9 protein-coding genes are annotated in these 23,014 nt (G+C 40.8%); all 9 read left to right on the forward strand.

The genetic code is table 11. From position 1 onward, the window contains the following. Window positions 1–13 precede the first annotated feature (13 nt). Window positions 14–880: a hypothetical protein gene (locus AC6B99_RS25490; RefSeq protein ID WP_496664521.1), complete on the forward strand. Its 867-nt coding sequence runs from the start codon at window positions 14–16 to the stop codon at window positions 878–880. Further along, window positions 877–4,116: a hypothetical protein gene (locus tag AC6B99_RS25495; protein WP_496664522.1), complete on the forward strand. Its 3,240-nt coding sequence runs from the start codon at window positions 877–879 to the stop codon at window positions 4,114–4,116. The genes AC6B99_RS25490 and AC6B99_RS25495 overlap by 4 nt, the downstream gene beginning before the upstream one ends. Beyond that, window positions 4,103–4,753 carry a hypothetical protein gene (locus AC6B99_RS25500; protein WP_496664523.1) on the forward strand — a complete coding sequence of 217 codons (651 nt, stop codon included), beginning with the start codon at window positions 4,103–4,105 and terminating at the stop codon, window positions 4,751–4,753. Before AC6B99_RS25495 ends, AC6B99_RS25500 begins: the two co-directional genes overlap by 14 nt. A gap of 10 nt (window positions 4,754–4,763) precedes the next feature. Next, entirely contained in the window at window positions 4,764–9,257 is a 4,494-nt protein-coding gene (gene dpdJ / locus AC6B99_RS25505) for a protein DpdJ (RefSeq protein ID WP_496664524.1), read from the forward strand. After that, entirely contained in the window at window positions 9,250–9,759 is a 510-nt protein-coding gene (locus tag AC6B99_RS25510) for a hypothetical protein (RefSeq protein ID WP_496664525.1), read from the forward strand. The genes dpdJ and AC6B99_RS25510 overlap by 8 nt, the downstream gene beginning before the upstream one ends. Continuing rightward, complete coding sequence (locus AC6B99_RS25515; RefSeq protein WP_496664526.1) at window positions 9,756–12,002, forward strand: hypothetical protein; 2,247 nt, start codon at window positions 9,756–9,758, stop codon at window positions 12,000–12,002. Before AC6B99_RS25510 ends, AC6B99_RS25515 begins: the two co-directional genes overlap by 4 nt. A 200-nt stretch (window positions 12,003–12,202) precedes the next feature. After that, the gene (locus tag AC6B99_RS25520) at window positions 12,203–15,070 is read left to right on the forward strand and encodes a PD-(D/E)XK nuclease family protein (protein ID WP_496664527.1); all 2,868 of its coding nucleotides are present in this window, start codon (window positions 12,203–12,205) and stop codon (window positions 15,068–15,070) included. Then, window positions 15,067–17,298 carry a UvrD-helicase domain-containing protein gene (locus tag AC6B99_RS25525; RefSeq protein ID WP_496664528.1) on the forward strand — a complete coding sequence of 744 codons (2,232 nt, stop codon included), beginning with the start codon at window positions 15,067–15,069 and terminating at the stop codon, window positions 17,296–17,298. The genes AC6B99_RS25520 and AC6B99_RS25525 overlap by 4 nt, the downstream gene beginning before the upstream one ends. Before the next feature lie 542 nt (window positions 17,299–17,840). Continuing rightward, complete coding sequence (locus tag AC6B99_RS25530; RefSeq protein ID WP_496664529.1) at window positions 17,841–22,595, forward strand: DEAD/DEAH box helicase; 4,755 nt, start codon at window positions 17,841–17,843, stop codon at window positions 22,593–22,595. The last annotated feature ends 419 nt before the right edge of the window (window positions 22,596–23,014 follow it).

Here is a 23,014-nt window from a genome sequence, read left to right on the forward strand (position 1 = left end):
AGGAGGGCTTTGAATGCCTTTTGATAATAATATAAAAAACATGCAAACACCAGAGCGTGTCAGAGCAATGTGTCAGTTGGTGGAGTATTCCTCCTATACGAAGAGTGAACTTCTTAAATTGCTACAACCGCCTGCCATGAACAAAAGTGATGATATAGCAACAGAATGTTATAGCTTTGCCTCAAAGGGAAATCTCATTGTTGAGAACACTGAACGCAAAGTGATCTCCAATATGGCTATTAACGCGGCAAAAGATCCTGTGACATTCCGCCGTGAAATCATTCGTAATGCCCATCAACAGCCAGATTTGGTGTTTCACCGCTTTACGGCTTGGGCTTTAGCAAAAGGGCAAGCAATTATGGCTTATAAATCAGAAAAACTAGTAAGTAGCTTCTTTCTTGATGTCACATCCAAGTCAAAAAGCGGCATTGGGTTAAGTAATGAAGATAGGAATCGTGAGTACAACACGACAAATACAAAAGGTTGGATGAACTGGGCTTCTTATTTAGGTTATGGATTTGAGCATAAAGGTAATTTTTTAGTCAATCCTGCACTTCGCTTGAAAGAGGAATTAATGTTCGATACTTCGCTTGATAAAAGGAAATTGCTACCTTTCCGAGCTTTTATGAGTTGGTTAGCTCTCGCAGTTCCTGAACTTGACGGAGGAATTTATAATGAGCAAGTTTATCTAGAGCTAAACGAATCCCAGCAACTGTCCTATGCGCTATCGACAGGGTTGAGATCACTCCATTCGCAAGGCGTCGTTGAGCTTGTTCAAACAAGGGATGCTGGAGATGTTTGGCATTTAACGCCGAGTAAATTACATGAGGTGTCTTCTGCCGTAACTGGTATTAAAATAGTAGGAGGTCTGAAAGCATGAAACATCTTGCTATTGCAAAGCGGTTAAACCAAGTCATTAAAGTAGAAGCGAAAGATACGAGTGAAGCGTATTTTTTAGCTACACATAAACCATTTGAAAAATTAAAATATGTTCCAATACATTTAAAAAAAGAAGAAGTAGATTTCGTAAATGAAGAGAAATTCTTTAGTTCCATATTTAATCACATGGATCAACATCACTTTGTAATGGTAACGGGTGATAACGGATCGGGTAAATCACATCTAATCCGGTGGGTTAAAGAGCAGCTCGCGTTTTCAGGTATGATTGATAAAGATAAAGAAACTGTATTATTTATTTCAAGAGCTCAAAGTACTCTTCGTGGTGCTTTAGAGCAGATCATTAATGCTAAGGCTTTCCAAGAGAGTGATATGACAGAGAAGTTGCGTAAATTAGTCCAAGCGAACGAGCATCTGAGCAAGGATGGTTTAAAACAACGCATTATTCATCATTTTGCAATTGCTGTAGAGGAAGATGGAGAGAACAGTACCATTGGTTCTCGAGATCGTAAAGATTTATATGCCTTCTTAGTAGACCAAGATACGCAAAGTTTTCTGATGGGAGAAAACGGACCTATCGAGCGTATTCAGAAGAAATTGGCCTCTGAAGCAAGAAATGAAGTGATGACAGATGTCACCCCTCGATTCGAGCTAAGTGATTTCAGCATCTCACTTTCTCAATTGGAAACGGTAAAGCGTTCTGACGTTGGGAAGCGAGCGCTTCGTTTTGTTGAATCTGTTGCAGACTCAACAAACTCGATGGAACAGCAAGTGATTCTCAGAAAACGGGAACGGTATGCTGCTTATTTGAACAATTTTCTGGATCGGGTCGTTCAAGAATGTACACAATTCCGTGGGACAGACTTGGCAGATATTTTCAAGTTACTTCGACAAGAATTAAAACGTAATGGTAAAAGTTTAACACTGCTTATTGAAGATATCACATCCTTTACAGGTATCGACAAAGCGCTTATGGATGTACTCGCTTATACGCATCAGGGAACGGAATATGACGAATCTCTTTGTAGGTTAATTTCTATCGTAGGTGTTACAAACTGGTATTATGATAACTCGATTAACGATAACTTTAAGGAACGTGTGACGGCCAATGTCTATGTAGATGATGCTTTTGGTGAAGTTTCAGATATCGTCGATATGACAATTCGTTACTTGAATGCTATCTATGTAGAACCTCAATTGGTGGATACTTGGCTGCTAAATGGGGCTAAGCAAGAGCAACTTCCCATTGCGGACGTGTTTAGCGAGCATCAATGGGCGCATGTGAAGATCGGCGAACATACGATGACTTTGTTCCCGTTTAACCAAACGGCATTAGGTAATTTCCATCAGAAAAAAGAACTAAGAACGCCGAGGCGTTTTCTACAAGATGTCATCTTAAAGTATGTTCACTCCATGATCATTCATGGACAAGAAATGTTTCCACCCGATTATACGTCATTTGGACTAGATGTTGCTTGGAAAGATTCAAATGATGATGCTGTATTAAAACGTGAATCTGCTCCAGATAACGTAAACCGGTATATGTCATTATTTCGGATCTGGGGGAATCGTACACTTGATTCTTTTACAATGGATGGGGTCAAAACGGTTGGTGGTCTTTCTGAGGATGTTTTTCTCTCGTTTGGTTTACCACTTCTAAGAGGGAATACGATCACAGCTCCTCCATCAAGTGAAAATGGGAATAAGGGGAACAATCAGGGACCAATAGCGATTGGGCAGGGAAAAAAATCAGGGTTTGGTAATGGAGTTGTTGTAAATCGTCCTGATCCTAAAGATATGCCAGGGGATGAACCTAAGCTTGATGATGGTGGCGGTGGTGGTATAACTAAACCAGTCGTTGAACCTAATAATCCTCGGGACGTTGAGGATCCGAAAGAGAAACGTTTCCGAGAAACCGAAGGTCAGATTGAAAGATGGATGCGAGGTGAAAAGCTAGTCTCGAAGTTACTAGAAGATTTGCTTGAAGCACTGAGTGAATTTATACGATGGGAAGATAATGATGTATCTGCTTTGCAAGTTAAGGAGTACTTTAATCCGAAACGCGTCGTCATTGAAGATTATTTTGGCCATGCTACCGCAGGAATTACGCTCGTTTTTGAAAGAAGCGATTCATTAAAATACGCATTGTTAGCAATAGCTGCATGGAAAGAACGAGGCGCAAAATCATGGGACTTTAATGGCGCTGAAGAGTATGCTCTAGCATTATTCGATTGGATGAGTGAGCAAGTGAATAAAGTAGTTGAATTCATCCGGGATCCTTTTAAAACGGGTACTTCCTCTGTACAGATGGATGAATATACGACATTGGGGCAACTCGTTGCCATTACATTAAGTGGCTCACTTACTGGAGCAGGTTTATCAGCAGAAGGGATGTATCATAAATTAACTCAATCGATTCTACCGATAAAAGTAGATAATTCACGTGATCCTAAATGGCAGGCTCTGCAAAAGTTACTTCCTAGTGACCTCAAAGAATTCAGTGAGCGATTTTTACGGTACTTCAATTTAGTTCAAGGTGAGATTATAAGAGGCACCAATACGAGCGTGTTTTACTTGCATGCTGCAAAAGTTTTGCCTGTGATAACGAAAGCTTTTGAAGATAACTGGACGTTTGAGCAACTTTCACTCCCAGAACGATCGAATTCAAAAAATGATGCATGGTATCAATCCATTCATTTGTTGCATGATATCGTGAGATCTTTACCTGAGGCGACTAGATCTGAGCATGCAAAGGCGGAACAGTTCTCCAAACATATGCAAAACCTACTCGGGGAGGATATTCATGATGTTGGTTTGCTCTTCGATGAGATAAAAGAGATGTTGAACTGGCTTACAGCACAGAGAGAGAACTATGATCCATCACCATTTAACTGGATGCAATCGAATCAATGTAATCCGAGTGTAATTGCACCTCATTTACAGGCAATTTATTTGCTTACGAAAAGAAATGGGGAGGTAGGTCAGTTTATTGGTTTATCCCAAGATCCAGTCGCGGCACTTCTACCTTACCAAGAGACTATTGTAAGTTTTAATCAACTTTTGGAGCGATTGCAGTCCACATATAAACAGCGCCTTGCTCAGACGAGTCAGGCATCAAGTGAAGCTAGCAATGTGGAAGAAGAAACCAAGAAAGCACTTAAAACTTGGTATGACGAACTTCAACTGTTGAATGAGGAGGTTCTCTATGCTAAGAGATAAAATAAAGACTACACAAGCATTGATTCAGCAGGCTAAAGAAGCACAACAAGTTCAGGACCGTCATAGGCGGAGTGAAGAATTCGGTCAATTTATTCAGGAAAAGCTTCCTCCAATCGTGAAAGAAGTAAGAGCGATTCGAATGGTCAACAAGAAGTATCCTGGACAATGGCATTTATCACAAGTAAACGAAACCATGCAAGGATTAAAAGATCTCATGCTTCATATTAGACATGAACCGAGAGCAACGTTCGGGAAAATTATGCGCTCTTTTGAGCCTCTTCAACGTGAGGCTAAGGCTCAATGGCCTGTAATTGCAAAAGAACAACATCAAGATAGTAAAAAAGCGTTGGAAGTATTCCGTCGCATTCGTCAAGAAAGCACAATTGATAGCCTTCTTCAGACTTTTACTAGTATAGAGAAAACATGGCCACTCTCCGAACAAAATATAAACCACTATCAAAATGTTCTTGAAGAGGCTAAACAATTTATTACATCGCTTGGGGCGAGCCCACAGATTCAGCATTTTCTTGAGAAGATGTCTGCTGGTACAGCAACTCTCGAAGATTTAAATGATGAAGTGTTGCAGTGGATTCGGGCTCAACGTTTAACGTCTAATGTTTTCATGACTTTTAAATGAGGTGAACAAGTTGACCCGTTCGCGGTTTGATCTATTATGTGAAGAGCTTTTATCTCAAATAGAACGTAAGGAAAATCATTTGTTAGAATGGGGCTTCATTGGCGGTTCAATAGACGCGTATGAAGTGATGGTACCCCTAATTGAACAACCGCCTTCAAAAGTGATAGCTGATTTGGTCGATGAACTAGGTATTGATACGTCATCCATTCCAGCTATCATTGAAAATCTTAAAGATCGTAAACTCATGTTTCCGCTTCAATTTAATCGCTTCCGTACGCGTTATGCGGAAGCGTTTCGGTTACTGTTACTTTTGAAGCAAAGATTTAGTCCGAAGGACTGGCAGTCTGGCCGTAATTTAGTAAGTCATGTAAAGCCGTTATTATCCTATCGGAAATACCCAAAACGAGACCAACAAATAACTGAGATCCTCTATGATCTCAGTTCGATTAAGATTGACAATCGTACGCAACAAGCAGTACGCGTTTTACTGCGTGAAGGTGCATTTGAACTTGCTTCCTTTCAAGTACGCTCTTTACGCCATCTCTTACAATGGACAAGACTGCCTAAAGATCAAGCTACGATTATTGGCGCAGGGACTGGATCAGGTAAAACGAAGGCCTTTTACCTCCCCGTGTTTAGTCATCTGGCAGCGCTCTTAGAGCGAGATCCACGTACATGGACGAAGGTCATAGGTATTTATCCTCGTGTCGAACTATTAAAAGACCAGTTCCGTGAAGCAGTTGCAGAAATAAAAGTGTTAGAAGATCACTTCACATCGTTGAGTATTCGGAGTCTCACGATAGGTGTTTATTATGGAGATACCCCGCAAACAGCCGATGATGTCATTCATAGTAAGTATCGGAAGTGGAAGAAACAAGACAAAGGCTATATTTGCCCGTCTCTTTCCTGTCCAACTTGCGGTTCGGCGATGCTTTGGGATGAGAAAGATGTGCAGTGGGAAATTAAATATGGTGGTACAGGAGAAAGAGAGCGTTTATCTTGTGAAGATCAAGCTTGCGGATTTCATATTGGATCCGGGCAAATTATCCTTACAAGAAAAAGGATGATTGCTCACCCTCCTGATGTTTTGTTTACATCGACCGAAATGTTGAACCGTAAATTGACGAATATCTCGGAACGTCGACTTTTTGGTGTGGGCTCTATTGAACCCCCTTTATTTGTGCTGATGGACGAAGTTCACATTTATGAAGGGGTGAGCGGTGCTCATGTCGCTTATTTGCTTCGCCGTTGGCGTAAACAAATGCGCCGAGCTACGCGCGGAACACACTTCGTCGGATTATCTGCAACACTTTCGAATCCAAAATCTTTCTTCTCCCAATTGACTGGGCTCAGTGAGGAATTAGTTACTTATGTTACACCAGATGAAGACGAAATGGTTTCTGAAGGTATGGAGTACAACCTTATCGTTCGAGGAGATCCGTTTTCAGCAACATCAATTTTATCGACATCTGTACAAACGTCCATGTTAATTGGCCGTATCTTAGATCCATTGGATGATGATGTATCGCGAGGGGCTATTGGTTCCAAGTTATTCGGTTTCACGGATAAACTAGATGTTATTAATCGTTGGTATCACATTGAAGTGGACGCTGAGAAGTATAAAACACTTAGTCAATATCGAGATTTAGATCTCTATCAAGATGTTTATGATGGGACTATTCCTGCCCAAGTAGCGCTAGGTCAACTATGGACCATTCCTAAATTGATTGATAAAAATAGTTTGCGTCAGCCACTGACACTGGATATTACCTCTTCACAGCATAAAGGGGTTAAAGATACAGCTAAACTGGTTATTGCTACAAGTACATTAGAAGTCGGTTATAACGACACTAAAGTTGGAGCTGTGATCCAGCACAAGGCACCACGGAACTTAGCCTCGTTCTTACAGCGTAAGGGCCGTGCGGGTCGTTCACGGGGGATGCGCCCATGGACAATTGTCGTCACGTCTGCCTATGGGCGAGATCGGTTTGTGTATGATTACCCTGAGCAACTCTTTCAACCAACACTAAACGATCTTTCTCTACCTTTGCGAAACTCCTATGTGCAACGCATTCAGCTAGCCTTTACCTTGCTCGAGTACCTAACGGATAAGTTGGCGGCAGCTAAAAGCACAGTAGATCTCCGGTATTTATTCACGGAAGAAGGCTCGCAGAGGCATCCAAGAGAGAGTCGACTCATCACGGATGAGTTGAAGCAACTACTGAATGGCGACGATGAAGAATGGATAGCTTACGCGACTGACGCGATACTAGTGACTGAAGCGGAATTAATGAGGCTGCTTTGGACACCGCCACGTTCATTTTGGTTTGAGTTACTACCGACCCTGTACTTACAACTGTCATCAAAATATGCTTTGGCAGATGACGAGCAAAAGCGAGAGCCGCTTCGTGGTTTTATCCCTCGGACGCTATTCACAGCATTGGATGTTTCTGAGTTAACGTTCCATGTACCTAGTGGGAAAGAAGAGTCATTAGGGCTCGTACCAGGTATGATTGAATTTGCACCGGGGAATGTATCCAAGCGCTTTGTAAATGCAGAATGGATTACAGAAGCACATTGGATTACCAGTGAAACGGGCATGATCGAGTTAGACGGGGAGGACCTGAAAGCAAAACGGATCACGGAAGTTCCAGTAATGGATACTGTATTGGGTCACGAAACGAACTTACCGATCTGTGAGCCTTACATGATAAAACTGCAGCAAATTCCAACGGATGTTTCGGATCGTTCGACGGGCTTTCATGACTGGGGCACGCATATCCAGCCGAGTACCGAAGCGGGCATCGATACTCGAATCACATGGCATACAGAAAGTGCGCTGGCTCCACTTTTAAAGCAAGCGATTTGTTATACAAGTGAAGAGAATAATTATGTGGTATTTACACGTTATTCAGCACGTGTAACTTCTGAGCTCAAGTATAAGAAGTCTGAGATGGGTTCTATTAGCCGTATTTTTGAATTCACTTACGAGCAAAAGCCCGCGGCACTTGGTTTCCAGCGATATGTAGATGCGTTGGCCTTTGAAATTCATGACTATGATTTGGCACCATTGTTTAACCATGAGCAATGGGAGCGAATTGCGGCAGAGTCTATACCAACCTTTTATGCGCATGTAGTGAGAACAAATCCTGGAATCGCAACTAGGTTAAATACGTTTGAAATTGAATGGTTGACTCAGATCATCCTATCTTCTGTAGTGGCCACAGCGGTTAGTAGGCAGGCAAGTCTAATAGAAGCCATTTGGGAGTTTAAAGAAAAGGCGGAAGCCATTAGTAAGCGAACACTACAAGTCATCTTCCATTCCACCATTGTGGATGCAGGAGATCAAGATCGAGATAGTGCAGAAGATAGTAAAGTACTCTTAAATCTGTACTCGCTCATTCAAGATAACGAATTGATGGAACATTTCTTGCAACTACTGGAGCCTTTAAGTGGAGATCTAAGGCAAAATGATACTTTTGCGGAGTGGGTAAATGCAACAACTACAACCACTTTAGCGGCGGCTATTTATCGGGCTTTAGGTGAGATGTTACCGGGTGTCAATGTTGAAGATCTATTAGTAGATATCCAAGGCAACTTGATTTACTTGTCTGAGACCGAGTCAGGTGGCTTAGGAATCATTAGTAAGTTGGCCAGTGTCATGCGACATTCGACAGGTAAGTTCGAAGAATACGTGTTAAAAAGTCTGCGTATGTGTGCAAGAAATAAAGTAACAACATCCTTAAAAGCGGTGCTTCCACTTTTAGATGAGTGGCCATTACAAGAGATTGTGGCACAGATTCGCGAGGAGCGTCGTGTAGAGCAGCAACAGGAGTTGCTTGAGCATCTATTAAATACTCTAGAACGTGCCGGGATCCCACCAAATCGCGAGTTTGTTGTGAGCCTTGTGAGTAAATATTTACGTAGTCACAACACAACGGAACTTGACCGTTTTATAAAGGAATTGCATGATCTTTGGCATGAGGAGAGTCGAAGAATAGGGTGTCACATCAGTGCTAATATTTTTGCTGTGACATGCCTGAGACTTGAACATATTGCGGAGCAGGTAGACTTACTCCTAGGCCTTGTTGGAAGCGATGAAGAACAACAGCAAAAGCAACGGTATTTATTTATTGAATCGCTGTTGCTCAGTGATTGCCACGAATCCTGTCCAGAATGTTTGGAGCTCTATTCGCCTTTCCAGAAATTCATGAAGCCATCTAGAATCATTACGGAACATCTCTTGAAACCCGTGTATACGACCATTCGCTATGAAGAGACCGATTGGAAAGCACGAGTTCAGGATGTGATGGGACGTGGAAGTCGAGTGAAGTTGATCGTGAGTTATGAAGAGAGAGTACATCTCCAGCAGGATATGCTGCAACTTCTGAACTCACCAATCGAGACGGAGTTTGAGATATTCTTCCCTTATATTGATTCCGTTCATAATCACGGGATGGACTGGTATTATGACTTGCGCGTACGAGAGGTGTCTTATGCTTAGAAGAACGTTAAGTGCCCGTACTGGACAAAAAGCTTTAAAAGATACAATAGCCTCATCCCTAGTGGCAGAACTAATGAGGCCAAGTAATGAAATTTACTTTGTCGTAAACCAGTTAAGTGATATCGCGCTTTTGGATAATCAACTCGAGTCTTACTCTGATCAGTTTCCGCGTGTACGGCGGAGATGGATCCATTTGTCTCATATCCTTCACGCGCTTGCTGCAAAAGGAGCACTTGTACGTATTATTTGTAATACTGAGCACTCACAGACCCAAAGAGCGGTTATGGAGTTTGATGAGAAAATCGAAATAAGGCATCAAATCATTGGATTGGAGCTCGAAGGGCTATTTACGGAACGACTGTCGCTAAATGGCACTTTGGTGTTTTCAGATCAAGGTTCCTATTCAGGTTCGGACCAGGTCATTCTGAATGTGGAATCTTCTGAGGTTTTGAAGCCTTGGAATGAAGCAAGGCAGTTGTGGGAGGTGGCTAAACCATTATGATGATTCGCAGTAATGATGATTCATTTGTGAATGTCTATATCGAGCACCATACCCTAAGCCACGCAAACGTTGTGTATCACCGTATGATTTCTCGTTTAACCAATGAACAGACTGCGGTCTTACCCATTCAAACAGGTAATGAAATAACCTGGATGATCCTTCAAAAGGGAAGTAAAAAAGCGGAGGATCATACTAAAGAAATTCAGCATTTTATTGGCCGATATTGCCGTCCGGCAATACCGAGAAAAGTGCTATTTACAGGTGAACAGAGCCCACTTGAAAAAGTAGGGGGTCAGCATTTTCCAGAGGGATACTTTGTATTTAGATCCCATCTTACCGTAAGCGAGAAAATCTGGGACATGCTCAACCTTTGGATTAAGCTTGATGAAAAACGTCCGACCATCATTTCTTCGGACACGGAACATAGTACATTTACGCTCCGAAATCAGTTCCAAGAACAAGTTGCGACTGAGCAATGGGAAGAAGCATATAGGACATTAGAGGCCATACGTCTTGGTAGTTATGTCAGCGAAGATAACTACTTATTCCTTAAAATGCAATGGCTAGCAGCCCAACATCGCTGGGATGATATTTGGTACTCCAAGGATTATGAAAGTATCACGCAGTTAAATTATATCCCGGCACGCATTCAACAAATGATGCTCCGAGCCGCTTACACGGTTATTGCTCCTTCTGATCTGGCCGAAAATTTTGAGAAGAGTCTTACCTTGTTTATGCAATCCAGTTATCGTCTAGGCGCATTAGTCCATAAGAGTGTAAGTAGCGGAGATGAGTCATTCAGTAGGCTTAAGGCATATAACGCTTATCTAGAGTCTGATCATGCTGGGCTTCAGCGCTTATTAAATCATGTCGAAGATAGCACTTCCATAGCGATTATCCAGTATCTATCAAGACAGTTAACGCCACAACCCGATGAACCTGAACTTACGTTAGAGAATAGGGTGCTTGCAGCCTTTCAACTTCAACATTTTGATCAGGCCTATGAGGAGCTAAAAGAAAGTCGTTTAACTACGTTCAAGACCAAGTACTTATGTAAAATCGCTACGATGACCGATGCGCCAATCGTGTATGAGGAAGCAAAGTTGGCATGGGATGCATTGCCAAGTGAAGAACAACAAGCATTATTACGTGACCCAGAGTGCCGGGCCGATGTGATGTTGGTTCAAGCTCGGATGAACGCCAAAGCGATTGCGCCAACTGCAACGAAGCCTTTGAACCAAAGTGCTTCAAGAAGCGATGAGGTGACCTGGCACAGATGGTTTGCGCAATTTTTATCAAACACAGATGACGTTGAACAGAGCCAATTATTGCTCAGAGAAATGGATACGACCAGAGGTGGTATGGTTTGGACTGATAGTGTCCTTACCTTACTGGCTGAACAATTTGCGGAACTTGCTATGATGCCTTTACATGGTAGTGCAAGAAGTTTATTAGAGACTGCATTATCCATGTTTTTGACCGAATTGATGGATCCAACTCATTTCCCAAAAGACGCCGCACTCAGTTTATATGACTATTGCTCTGAACTGATACTAGCTCATTCAAAGAAGAACCAAGCATCAATGACATACTTTCAGAAATTATCGGAAGGTATTGTTTATTTGGATTTCAATCTGGCGGATACCCAATTTGAACGCATGGTAGCCTGGTTTAATCTTTCCCCCAGTAAAGTGGTACTTCAGTTCCTTCAGGCGGCACTAGAGTTATATTTCGACTACGGCATTCCTCAGCAGAAGCTAGTTGATTTGTGGAATCATTGGTCAGGGGCACTAGGAGATTCGTTACTAACCCTTGAAACGGTGCAGCTAAATGGTTGGTATGAACTTGGACGTTTGATGGGGGCAGATTCGAACTTGCTGGTGAGGTTATCTCATGCACTTCAAATGAATGAAGAGCAAACGGCGGATTTACTTGCCTCTTTGCCACCGCAGAAAATAGCGATTTTCACTTTACGGGAGCATACAGCACGACGCGCAGTAGAGAAATTGGGTCCACGAAATCCGAGTCATCGATACGTTATCTGTACTGATGATGCACTAACAGCAGAAGCGAAATCACATGTAAAATCATCTGATATTGTTGTGATTGTTACGACATGTTTAAGTCATGCTATCTTCTATGGTATTCAACCTTACTTAAGGAATAACGTGGTTTACCCGCGTAGTTCTGGTACAACAGGGATTCTAGTAGCGGTAGAAGAATACTTGAGTAATAGGAACTAAAGTAAGAAGCGATGTGTTACCGCATCGCTTCTTGTTTTTGTTAATATAGTAGACAAGATTGAAATATTCGTTCGGAAGTATGTGTTCTTATTTTGTTCCCATTTCCAGAAAATCCCGTATGTGATACTATTGGCATAGGCCTTAGAGATTAATCTCGTGAGGCTATTATTTTGCCTAAAATTACGATCTGGAGGAATGGGATGCTTACCTTATATACCTATGAAAACCAACGTCCAGACCGCTCCCTTATTGAAGAGCATATTGTTAAGGAGCGTAACTATACTTATATCACAGCTACGAAAGCATTGGCTTCTGTTAGAGAACGGGAAGGTTTAATCCCGGAACATCAACGCCTGGAAAATGATCGAGGCGAAAAACGAAAAATGATCCTTTTTGCCAATATTGTTCGGGCATGGACGAAACAAAAATATGCGCTATCTTCAAGAGGCGAAGAGAAGACCATGCTTTATCGCGCTATGAATGAAGTATCAAAAGGCACCACACATCTTCGCGACTTGTTGCGTCATGATTTTGCTTCCTGGACTCGTATCTTATATGGTCTAGCAGCTCTGGGGATTGATCTTCGTCACGCCACACTTCCTGATGAAAAAAGGAAGCAGTTGGTCAATCTCATTATCGAGACACATCTGAAAGATATTCAATCTTCCTTCTACGTTCGTTTGGAGAAGGTAGGTAAACGATTGTTTGAAGCAGCAGCGAGGGACTATCTACAAGCTAAATCTTCCCCGACTGATCTCATCATTATGGAAGGCTTCACCTATTTTACGGACCTTCAACAGTGGTTTATCGAGCAATGCCGTAAACAAGGGAAGGAAATTGTGTTTATCGTCCCCTACAGGGAACGTCAAAAACAAGCTTTCTCCATCATTGAAGAGACCTATCAAATGGTAGCTTCTCATTGCCGTTTTACCTTGGACACGCCAGAAATTAGTGGGAATACAGACGTAGCATTTCTTCAAGGACACCTTCTACAGAATGTGAGTCAGGCTGTATTTCCGGATCCCGTTTCGAATGTGCGTTTAGCTCAATATCCGAATCGAGATAGGGAATTGCAAGGTTGTATCACTCAACTGAGACGTTGGTTCGACAGTGGATATGAACCTAAAGAAGTGGCCGTTGTGATGAGACGCTCTAAAGAATTTATTGATCGACTGCGGGATTATATGGCCATGAATCCCCTATACTATCGAGATCGTACAACGGGAAAAACGAGAAAAGTAGAATTGGTTACAAGTCCTCGATTACTCCTGCTTACTCCTGTAGGAAGGTTTATTTTAAACTTGTACCAAATCTGGAAAGAAAATAGTCTTCATCTCCAAGCCGATTTATTGGAGTCGATTTTATCATCCGGATGGTTAGGAGCAGGAGTTCAAGACTCAACACCTATTTTTAGAGCAGTGAAGTATCAATACTTTACGACCTGTAGATTGAAGGATGAATGGTTGTCTGTATTAAAGCAACTCGAGCAAGACAGTGAGAAAGACACCGTCTTTCGATTACCGGTTCAACTAGTGGATAAAGAAACGGTTAGAAAGTGGCGTGAGGTTATTGAATTACTCGATCGAATATGCAACCGTTTATTTAATCAAAAAGAAGTATCAGTAGCAAAGCATATCGAAATCTTGCAAGAAGAATTGAACCAAATGTTACCTAAGGCTCTTCGTAAAACTGAACGACTCGTGTTGGAGAAGATCCAGACAGTATTTCAGGAACTAAGTACTTATTTTTCGATTCCGCTTACCACTGAAGAGTTTGGAGATGCGATACACGCTCTTACTAAAGGGGAGAACACGGATGAAGAAGAAGAGAGTCAGGATGATGAAGAAGAATTAAGTTCCGACTTACTTCGTATTGTAACGCCTGAGACCTTAGATGGAATGGTTTATAAAGCGGTATTGTACGTAGGCTGTGATAATGTGCATGTACCTGTTCTATATCCTGAACCATGGCCGTTTTATGTGGATGGAAGAGGAAAACATCTCATGACCGAGCGGTTCATGTTCTTGACGGTTGTACGCGCTGCAGCAGAACAACTTGTGCTAAGTTACGCCCAAAAAGACGGAGACCGTTCCTATCAACCTAGTACCTATATGCAAGAAGTGGAACGATTGTTAGGTAGTAAAAGAGAAGTACAAGGCATTCTAGATACACTTGATTTAAGTCTTGCTCATGAAGGTGTTAAAGCGATAAAAGTAAAATCAGCAAAACGGAAATCCTATGATTTGAGTGAGTTAGCCCACTACGGTCTTTGCCCATTGCGATATCGATTAGAATTACTCCATCCCGAAGCTAGAATGTATCGAAATGAATGGCAATTGCAAATCTACGCTCAAAGCACATGGTTAAATCGTATCTATGGTCAGATTGAACAATCGAATTTAAAGTCTTCTAAAGAAGACACTTTTTATCAGTCACTACTTGTCTTTATGGAAGCGACACGAGGGGAAATTCGTAGGATGTTCCCAGCATTTAGCCCCATCATATGGCATGCAATTGAAATACAGGTGAAGGATCAATTAGCTTACCTTGCGAATCGGCAGCATAGCTATTTCCGTAGCGTTTTCAAAGGTTCTAAGGAGTCCTTTAGTGTTTTAGTTGATGGGGAAGTGGAAGAAAGAACGATTAAAATAACGTTTGAGATTCCTTATATGTTACAATCTGCCAAGTTTAATATTGCTATGTTTGGAGATTTTCTTTCAGGGGAGTGGCTCCTACCGGGTAAAGATGAGAGCGAGGGTAAAGATGGCCAACGGGAATTAGAAATAGATGGGGTCCAATTATTTAGTAACCAATATCAAGCCGTTTATTGGTGGCGAAAGACGATTAACTCCTTTTTTGCGATTGAAAAAGAGCAAGCGGTAACCGAGCATAACTACACTAAAAAGCTCAAAGAACACTTTGAAAGTTTACCAACAAAAGTGGGCCAATTGGTTAAAAATATTGAATCAAATAAATTTCCCATGCACTCTGGTGAGCATTGTTACTCATGCCCCGTACGCCAGGAGTGTTTGGGTATAAGTAGTCAATTGGGGGAGGTGGTTGAATGAATCTACGCGGGGGAATATCTCTATCACAAGAGCAGGCGGCAATTGTTGACAGTGTGATCGGACCAGAAACGATAACGGTGGTTTCGGCCGGTGCCGGTTCTGGTAAAACACGGACTATGGTTGCCTCCGTACTTCATCTTGTAAAAGAGGAGAAGGTGAACATCGATGATTTTGCCTTAATCACTTTTACCAATAAAGCAACCGATGAGATGCGAGAACGTTTAGAAAGTGGTGTGCAAGACAGAATACGAGATGCTGAAAAAACAGGTGATTGGGAAGAGAGAAGTCACTGGTTTGAACAAAAGGAAAGAATAGCATCTACGTTTATTGGTACGATACACCGTTTTTGTGCGATGTTGCTTCAAAACTTCGGATATACGGAATTAATTCCTCATGAAACTGAAATTGTGATGGCACGTCATCATTTTTTGAAAGCCCTCAAAGAGACGCTAGACGAGTCGCTAGATGACCAGGCGACTTCTATGTTATTCAGTAGCGATCACGTCCACTGGACCCCTCATGTGATGGCTCAGCACGTGGAGAAGTGGTATGAATATATAAGAGGTCACGGTCGTTCAATTAAGGCTGTAGTTCAAGAAACCCTGAATCAAAAAGAAGGGGACGAGGAACAGGATTATCGCAATGCAGTCGCTCACCTGCTAAATAAACTCGACGATAAGTATCAGGAATTAAAAAGGGAACTAGGTGGTGTAGATAGTAATGATCTTCTCCAAAAAAGTGCAGCGCTAGTGACACAATATAAGGATCAAATTAGCCCATTAGTGGCCTCAAGGTTTCGTTATCTCTTCGTAGATGAATTTCAGGATACCGACGAACTGCAGATGAATATTATCCAAACGCTATCGCCAAAATTGGAGCATGTCTTGGTAGTTGGGGACCGAAAACAAGCGATATATGGGTTTCGTGGAGCGGATCATTCCGTGCTTCAAAAGATTGCAGATCAGAACAACACAAAACCACTATCGCTTAGTGCTTCACGACGTCCTACGGCGCTTCTACACAAGGCACAAGAGGCTCTGTTTGATGAGATGGGCTTGAAATACGATTTCTTGAAAGAGAAATTAAACCAGGCAGATGACGCTCATATGCCAAAGGATAATCTCATCCCTTTTCAATACGAACATATTGATGTTTTTAAGGATAGGGAACAACCTATTTTTGAACGCGTCATTCAAAAAATAAGAGACTTTCTAGGTCAATCGATACATGACCGGCATACAGGTATGCGCCAAGTTACGTATCGGGATATTTGCATTCTATTCCGTTCGAACTATCAGCTGAGCAGTTATTTATCACGGTTTCCTTCCGATATACCTGTGATCAACGATACCAGCGGTCAGTTCTTCAGAAAACCAGAAATCATAGCTTGCTATCATATGCTTCAAGCCATTCTAAAGTATCCTGATGATGTCTCTTTGGACTTGGCACTAGGGACACCGTTCTTACCGTTTATCGCTCCAAACTCGATTTATAGGAGCGACGGTACAAATCAAGTACTGAGAGACTGGTTTGAGGATGAGGAAGATTGTAAGGAGTGGTTGAAGGGGATTGCGGAACTTCGCAAAAGAATGAAAGTGGATTTAGTTCCTCAACTCTTAACGTATATGTATGAATTTACTAGAGTCAGAGAGTATTATGGTAAACAAGGCAATTCCCAGGCTGTGGCTAACTTAGAAAAGCTCGTGATGTGGTCGCGTGGACTAATGGATGCTGAGGCCCAAACCCTCCAACAATTTTTCGATCGCTTTCAGTTAGCGCTCTTATCTGGTATGGAAATGGATGAGGCCGATACTGGTGAGGGTGATGAAAAGCCGGATGCTATACGATTCTCAACTGTACATTCAGCCAAAGGCTTAGAGTATCCTATCGTCATCATCCCAGACGTTGGGCGTAGATTACTTCCCAATGATCAACTTCCTACTTTTTATGATCGAGTGGGATGGGGGATAGATCTTGTCCTTCCAGGTGAGCATGGTCGCTCGTCGAAGTTTAAGGAATGGGAAAACGAGTATCGACAGGATTTCTATGAAGAAGAAGCACGTATTCTTTATGTTGCAGTCACACGTGCAGAGCATGTTGTTTGTATGATTGGTCACGGATCAAAGAAGTTGAACCCTCCAGGATCAGAGAATTGGTCTTGGAAAGATGAAATCCTTTCAGCAAGTTCTGCGTTGGCCAACCTTGGTGAAAAAATAGCAAAGATTTAATAAAACATAAATGATAACAGTCCCTCATAACACCGAAGATTGAATAATTCCTAGTGGAAGACTCAATCTTCGGTAATTTGTTATACTAAAGCGAGTATAGTGACTTACTTTAGGGAGGTTATTAATTTGAATGAGCTACTTAATATAGATAATTTTTATGAAGAATATAAGCTTTTTTTAATTAATTGCAGACGGATTTATCGGATGAAAGGTGAGCATGAATCAGCAGAGACCATAACGAGGGAGTTAGCCAAACTACTTCAAGAAAAGTTGAACTATATGCGAAGTTAGTACTCGTTGATGATGAACTTTCTGAGGTTATTAAATATTGGAGTGATTGCTTAATGCATAAACAACGATATGGGGCTCTAATGATAGAAATCTAAAAGACTCCAGGAAAAGTTGAGTTATATGCAAAGTTCAAACTGAATGTTTATGAACCTCAAGGAAGATCAGTTGCCTCATACGTAGGAGAAAAAGTAAGAAAGGTATCCTGGATCGAAAAAATAGATACGGTTAACCATAATTAGGGGGAAGTATCAGTGAACACTCAGGACGAGATTTATTTTGATCAATTATCAAAGCACCGAGAACACCTTGCTGATGTTCTTGATGACCCTGCTTTGCGCGGAGTGAAGATTAGTGTTGTCGAGAAATATTCCGACCAAGCACACTTTATTTACGAATTGCTCCAAAACGCCGATGATGCAAAAGCAACGTCGGCTCGCTTTGTATTGAATAAAGATAAATTAATTTTTGCGCATAATGGGACACGAAGGTTTACTGTATCCAATCCAAAAACTGAAGAAGTAGATTCGAAAAACGATTCCTTAGGCGATATTAACGCAATAACATCAATCGCCAACTCTAATAAACGTGAATCCTCAATTGGTAAATTCGGTGTCGGATTTAAGTCTGTCTTTCAATACACAGCAACACCACATATTTACGATCCAAACATCTATTTTAAAATAGATCGTTTTATTGTTCCATCTAGGATTAGCAAAGATATTCCTGGCAGGAAGGTAGAAGAAACACTATTTGTCTTTCCGTTTGACCACACATTCCGAGATGCAGCGGAAGCATATAAAGATATTTCAAAGAAACTTCGTTCATTAGTTTACCCACTTTTATTTCTGTCCTATCTTAAAGATATTTCGTTTGAAATCCCGGGTACTTTGGGGTTATATGGTAGATTCATTGAGCAAAAGCAGCAATTCGGCGACACAGTTGCTGAGCATATTTGTCTCAGGCAAAATGACGGTGATAAACTCTATGACTATGAACTGTGGTTGTTTTCACGGGAAGACAACAATGGACATACATATTCAGTAGGATTCTTTCTCGATGAAAAACAAAATCTGGCCACAAAAAAACATTCAGCCTTTTGCTTCTTCCCGACAAAAGTGGAAACTGGTTTGAACTTCGTTATTCACGCACCGTTCTTGCTTACTGACAGCCGTGAGGGTATCCGGGCAGGTGTTCAACATAATAAAGATCTGATTAAATTGCTGGCGGCCTTGGCAGCGGATAGTCTTGTTTATCTTAGAGAAATTGGTCATACAACTAGTAATTTGCTTATTAATGATGGGATAATTGACATTATTCCTTACAATGAAAGCTCGTTTCGCGATGTAAATGATAATGATGAGATTTCATTCATGCCATTTTATACAGCCATAAAAGAAAAAATGTGTAGTGAGGTATTAATACCTGTTTCTGATGGGAATACGTTAAAACAAAATGCGTATATGGTTGAATATTCTCAATGGGCAAATGACTGCTTAACTACCAACATATTCACAAACTCTCAATTAGCAATGCTAACGGGAAATGAAAATGCAAAATGGGCGTTCTCTTCATTGTCGAGGGCTGAAGTATTGCGTAATGACAGGCAACTTTCCTCGTATTTGGATTCAATTACAACTGATTGGTTTGGACAAGACAAAATTATTTCTCGAATAGACTCTGCATTCATTGAGAAACAAACCACAGAGTGGTTGCATGAATTTTATCAGTATATATCGGCATCTAAAGAACGTATTAAATTGGTACAAAAGAAGCCGATATTCCTCAATCAAGACAGAATGGCTGTCTCAGCATTTGATGCAAACGGTCAACCTATATTGTTCTTACCCTCTGAAGGTGTAAGCGGCTATGAAACTATCAATACATCTTTTTTGGATAATGAAGTCACAGTTGAGTTCGTTCGTAGTCTCGGTATTAAGGAGCCTTCGCTTAGAGACGAGATTTATAATATTATCTTGCCAAAGTATCAGAATGATGCTGATATTGGTACAGTTCCGCATTTTCGGAAGTTCTTTAAGTATTACAAAGAATGTCCGCAGTCAGAGATCGAGGATTATATTAACCTAATCAAGAATTGTGAATTTGTAAGCTATCGCTCCGCCGAAGAAGCTACGATTTATCGTGGGAAGGCCGGTAACCTTTATTTTCCCAGTGAATCTCTTTGCCAGTGGTTTCAATCAAAACCAGATACTAGATTCGTAGATTTAGATGAATATCTTCAACTTGTTGGCGAAAGTGATAAAAAAGAATTGATTAGTTTCTTAACTGAACTTGGTGCAATGGATGTGCCAAAGCTTCTTTCACGTGAAATCAACCATCAAGAGGCTATACAAATACGTCAAACATGGTCTCGTTCAACTCGGGGACAGAAATGGACTGTTCGGCATATTGATGGATGGCAAGAGCTAATGGAAAATGTCACACCAGATGATTCAATTGTTATCTGGTGTCAATTACTGAAGATTATTTCTTCAGTTTGTACTCGTTGGAATAGTTTCTACAGTGTTTTAAGTGGAACATATGAATATTTTTATCAATATTTACGCAGTTCAAGTTTTGAAACAAAGGCAATAGTACAACTGCGAACAATCCCGTGGCTTCTCAATACAGAGGGCAACCTCGTTTCTGCAAAAGATTTAACTTTACAAACTTTATCTCCGAAATATGACAACACTAGTAATGAAGCCAAAGAACTGTTGCAGTTTTTGGGCATTGAGGAAGAAGATGTGGTTTATGAAAATAGTGATTATTTAACCGATGAGCAACGTGCAAAAATTAAACTGGCCGAAGCTCTATCTGATATTCCACCAGAAGAAATTAAACGGTTTGCAGATCTCTATCGTGCAACTAAACACACTTCAACTCATCAGCCTGAAGGTGACGAAGATGATGAAGAAGAAAACGATTTTGCCTCAATAAAACCAATTGTTTCTCGTATAGCAAAAGAAATCAGTAAGCGAGCTATTGCTGCTCCAAAAGAAAAAGAAACTACCTATGATAACGAAGATGCAAGAGACTCTGAAGAGGATGAATACACAAAACCTTCTATTGATTACAGCAAAAAGATTGAGCAGGCAAAACAACGAAGTGCAAAAGAGATAGCAGAAATTGCCCACCTACATGAGCAAACAGAAAAAGCGTTAAATGCAGATAAATATTCATTTGGATGGTTCAAATCTCTTCTCGAACTTGAATCCCTAAATAGCAGAGAGAGCAATGCTAATAGCAGGGAGATTTCTATAACTTTCTCAAATGTAGAACGTGAAGAAGGTACGTCAAGAACCCTTATTTTGAAACACCCAAGCCGTTACATCCCTCAGTCTATGGAAGACCTTGCGGACATTCCGCTTGAATTACATTTTGCCAATCAACCAACGGTAAAAGTCGCAATTGAAGTTGTTAACGTAAAATCCTATACATTAAGGGCAAAATTAAGGACGAATGCGCTAATTGACGGAGTAGATCTATCACTCGTCACCGAGGCAAGGATCGAGGCTAAGAATCCTGTGTTTCTATTAGGGGAACAACGAAAAGCTTTCAATAAACTGGCTTTCGATGACAAATTTGATATGCAACTCAACCTCTGTGATAATATAGAATTTGTCTTCGGACCACCCGGTACCGGAAAAACAACGCATTTAGTGAAAGAAGTTATTCTTCCTTTTATGCAAGAGACTGAACCATTAAAAGTTCTTGTTCTAACTCCAACAAACAAATCGGCAGATGTCCTTGTCCGTCGCCTTATGGAAATGGACGCAGATCACAGTTACACTGATTGGTTGGTCCGTTTTGGTACTTCAAACGATAGCATTATCGAACAGAGTGGTGTTTTTCGTGATAAAACACTCGATATTCGTACCTTCTCAAGAAATGTAGTAGTTACGACAATAGCCCGCTTCCCATATGACTACTTTCTGCCAGACGAAAATACAAGGCTTCATTTAAGTGCGCTTAAGTGGGACTATATTATTATTGACGAGGCATCAATGATACCATTGGTAAACATTATTTTGCCACTTTATAAGAAGACACCTAAAAAGTTTATAATTGCAGGAGATCCATTCCAGATTGAGCCGATCACCTCTGTAGATATTTGGAAAAATGAAAACATTTACACAATGGTGGGACTCAAATCATTTACTGATCCTACAACGATACCTCATCCATACGGTGTTAAGCTTCTTACCACTCAATATAGAAGCATTCCAGAAATTGGCGAAGTGTTCAGCCAGTTTGCATACGGTGGAGTGTTACATCATAACCGTACTGCAAATAATAGACGACCATTAAATATTGAAAACTACATTGATATAAAATCATTAAATATTATTAAATTTCCTGTTAGTAAATATGAGAGCATTTATCGTCCGAAACGTTTACAAAGCAAAAGTAATTATCATGTGTATTCCGCACTTTTTACATTCGAGTTCGTAAAGTACATGTCTTCTATTATTGAAATGGCTAATGGAGATGAGTTTTTTCGCATAGGATTGATTGCACCATATCGTGCACAGTCTGACTTAATTGATAAGTTAATGGCCAATTTCACGCTTCCCAACAATATCGATGTTCAAGTAGGGACTATCCATGGATTCCAAGGTGACGAGTGCGATATTATTATTGCACTATTCAACCCGCCACCGTCTATATCAACTTCAAAGGATATGTTTCTCAATAAACTTAATATCGTAAATGTCTCTATTAGCCGAGCTAGAGATTATCTGTTTATAATTATGCCGGATGATGCTACAGAAAAAGTAGCTAATCTTACAATGATAAAGAGGGTTGAAAAACTATGCAAGGAACAACCAGATTGGATTGAGTGGGAATCGCATTATATTGAAGAAGTGATTTTTGGATCAAGTAGTTATCTTGAGGACAACTCATTTTCAACAAGTCACCAGTTGGTCAACGTGTACGGAAATCCTGAGAAACGATATGAGATTAGAAGTGAAGACAATGCTATCGATGTTCAAATTTATGAATAATGGCACATAAACATGTAAGTCATAAAATCGAAACGACAACTCCAAAGAAAGTATCGCCAAACAGAATATGAGAGGTGGAAGATCCGAAGGAAAGAATACCAGATTAAAATATATGATAAGACATCGAATTGGATAGGAGCGGGGACAGAGTGTAATCTACTCAATCGCTATTTAGAGGCGGCCCATCGTTTTGAACATGTCTCTGAGCGACGAAATTTAGCGCGAGATATGTATCGTAAAGCACTAGCCGAATGTAATGAGCAAGAGATCGAGAAGAGAAATATATGAGGAGAGATTAAAAGCATATCACTAGAGGATAATAAGCGGGGATAAATATATTAGAACGGTTGGCTATGGGAACCTAACAACAACCATGATTATCAATGGTCACGAACTGTAATTGGTTAATAAGTTTGATT

This window comes from Paenibacillus liaoningensis, assembly GCF_059609455.1.

What these genes read in the sequence shown, in the direction of transcription:
- AC6B99_RS25495 (WP_496664522.1), top strand. Translation starts at nt 877, where the DNA reads ATGAAACATCTTGCTATTGCAAAGCGGTTAAACCAAGTCATTAAAGTA.
- AC6B99_RS25520 (WP_496664527.1), top strand. Translation starts at nt 12,203, where the DNA reads ATGCTTACCTTATATACCTATGAAAACCAACGTCCAGACCGCTCCCTT.
- AC6B99_RS25525 (WP_496664528.1), top strand. Translation starts at nt 15,067, where the DNA reads ATGAATCTACGCGGGGGAATATCTCTATCACAAGAGCAGGCGGCAATT.
- AC6B99_RS25510 (WP_496664525.1), top strand. Translation starts at nt 9,250, where the DNA reads ATGCTTAGAAGAACGTTAAGTGCCCGTACTGGACAAAAAGCTTTAAAA.
- AC6B99_RS25490 (WP_496664521.1), top strand. Translation starts at nt 14, where the DNA reads ATGCCTTTTGATAATAATATAAAAAACATGCAAACACCAGAGCGTGTC.
- AC6B99_RS25500 (WP_496664523.1), top strand. Translation starts at nt 4,103, where the DNA reads ATGCTAAGAGATAAAATAAAGACTACACAAGCATTGATTCAGCAGGCT.
- AC6B99_RS25515 (WP_496664526.1), top strand. Translation starts at nt 9,756, where the DNA reads ATGATGATTCGCAGTAATGATGATTCATTTGTGAATGTCTATATCGAG.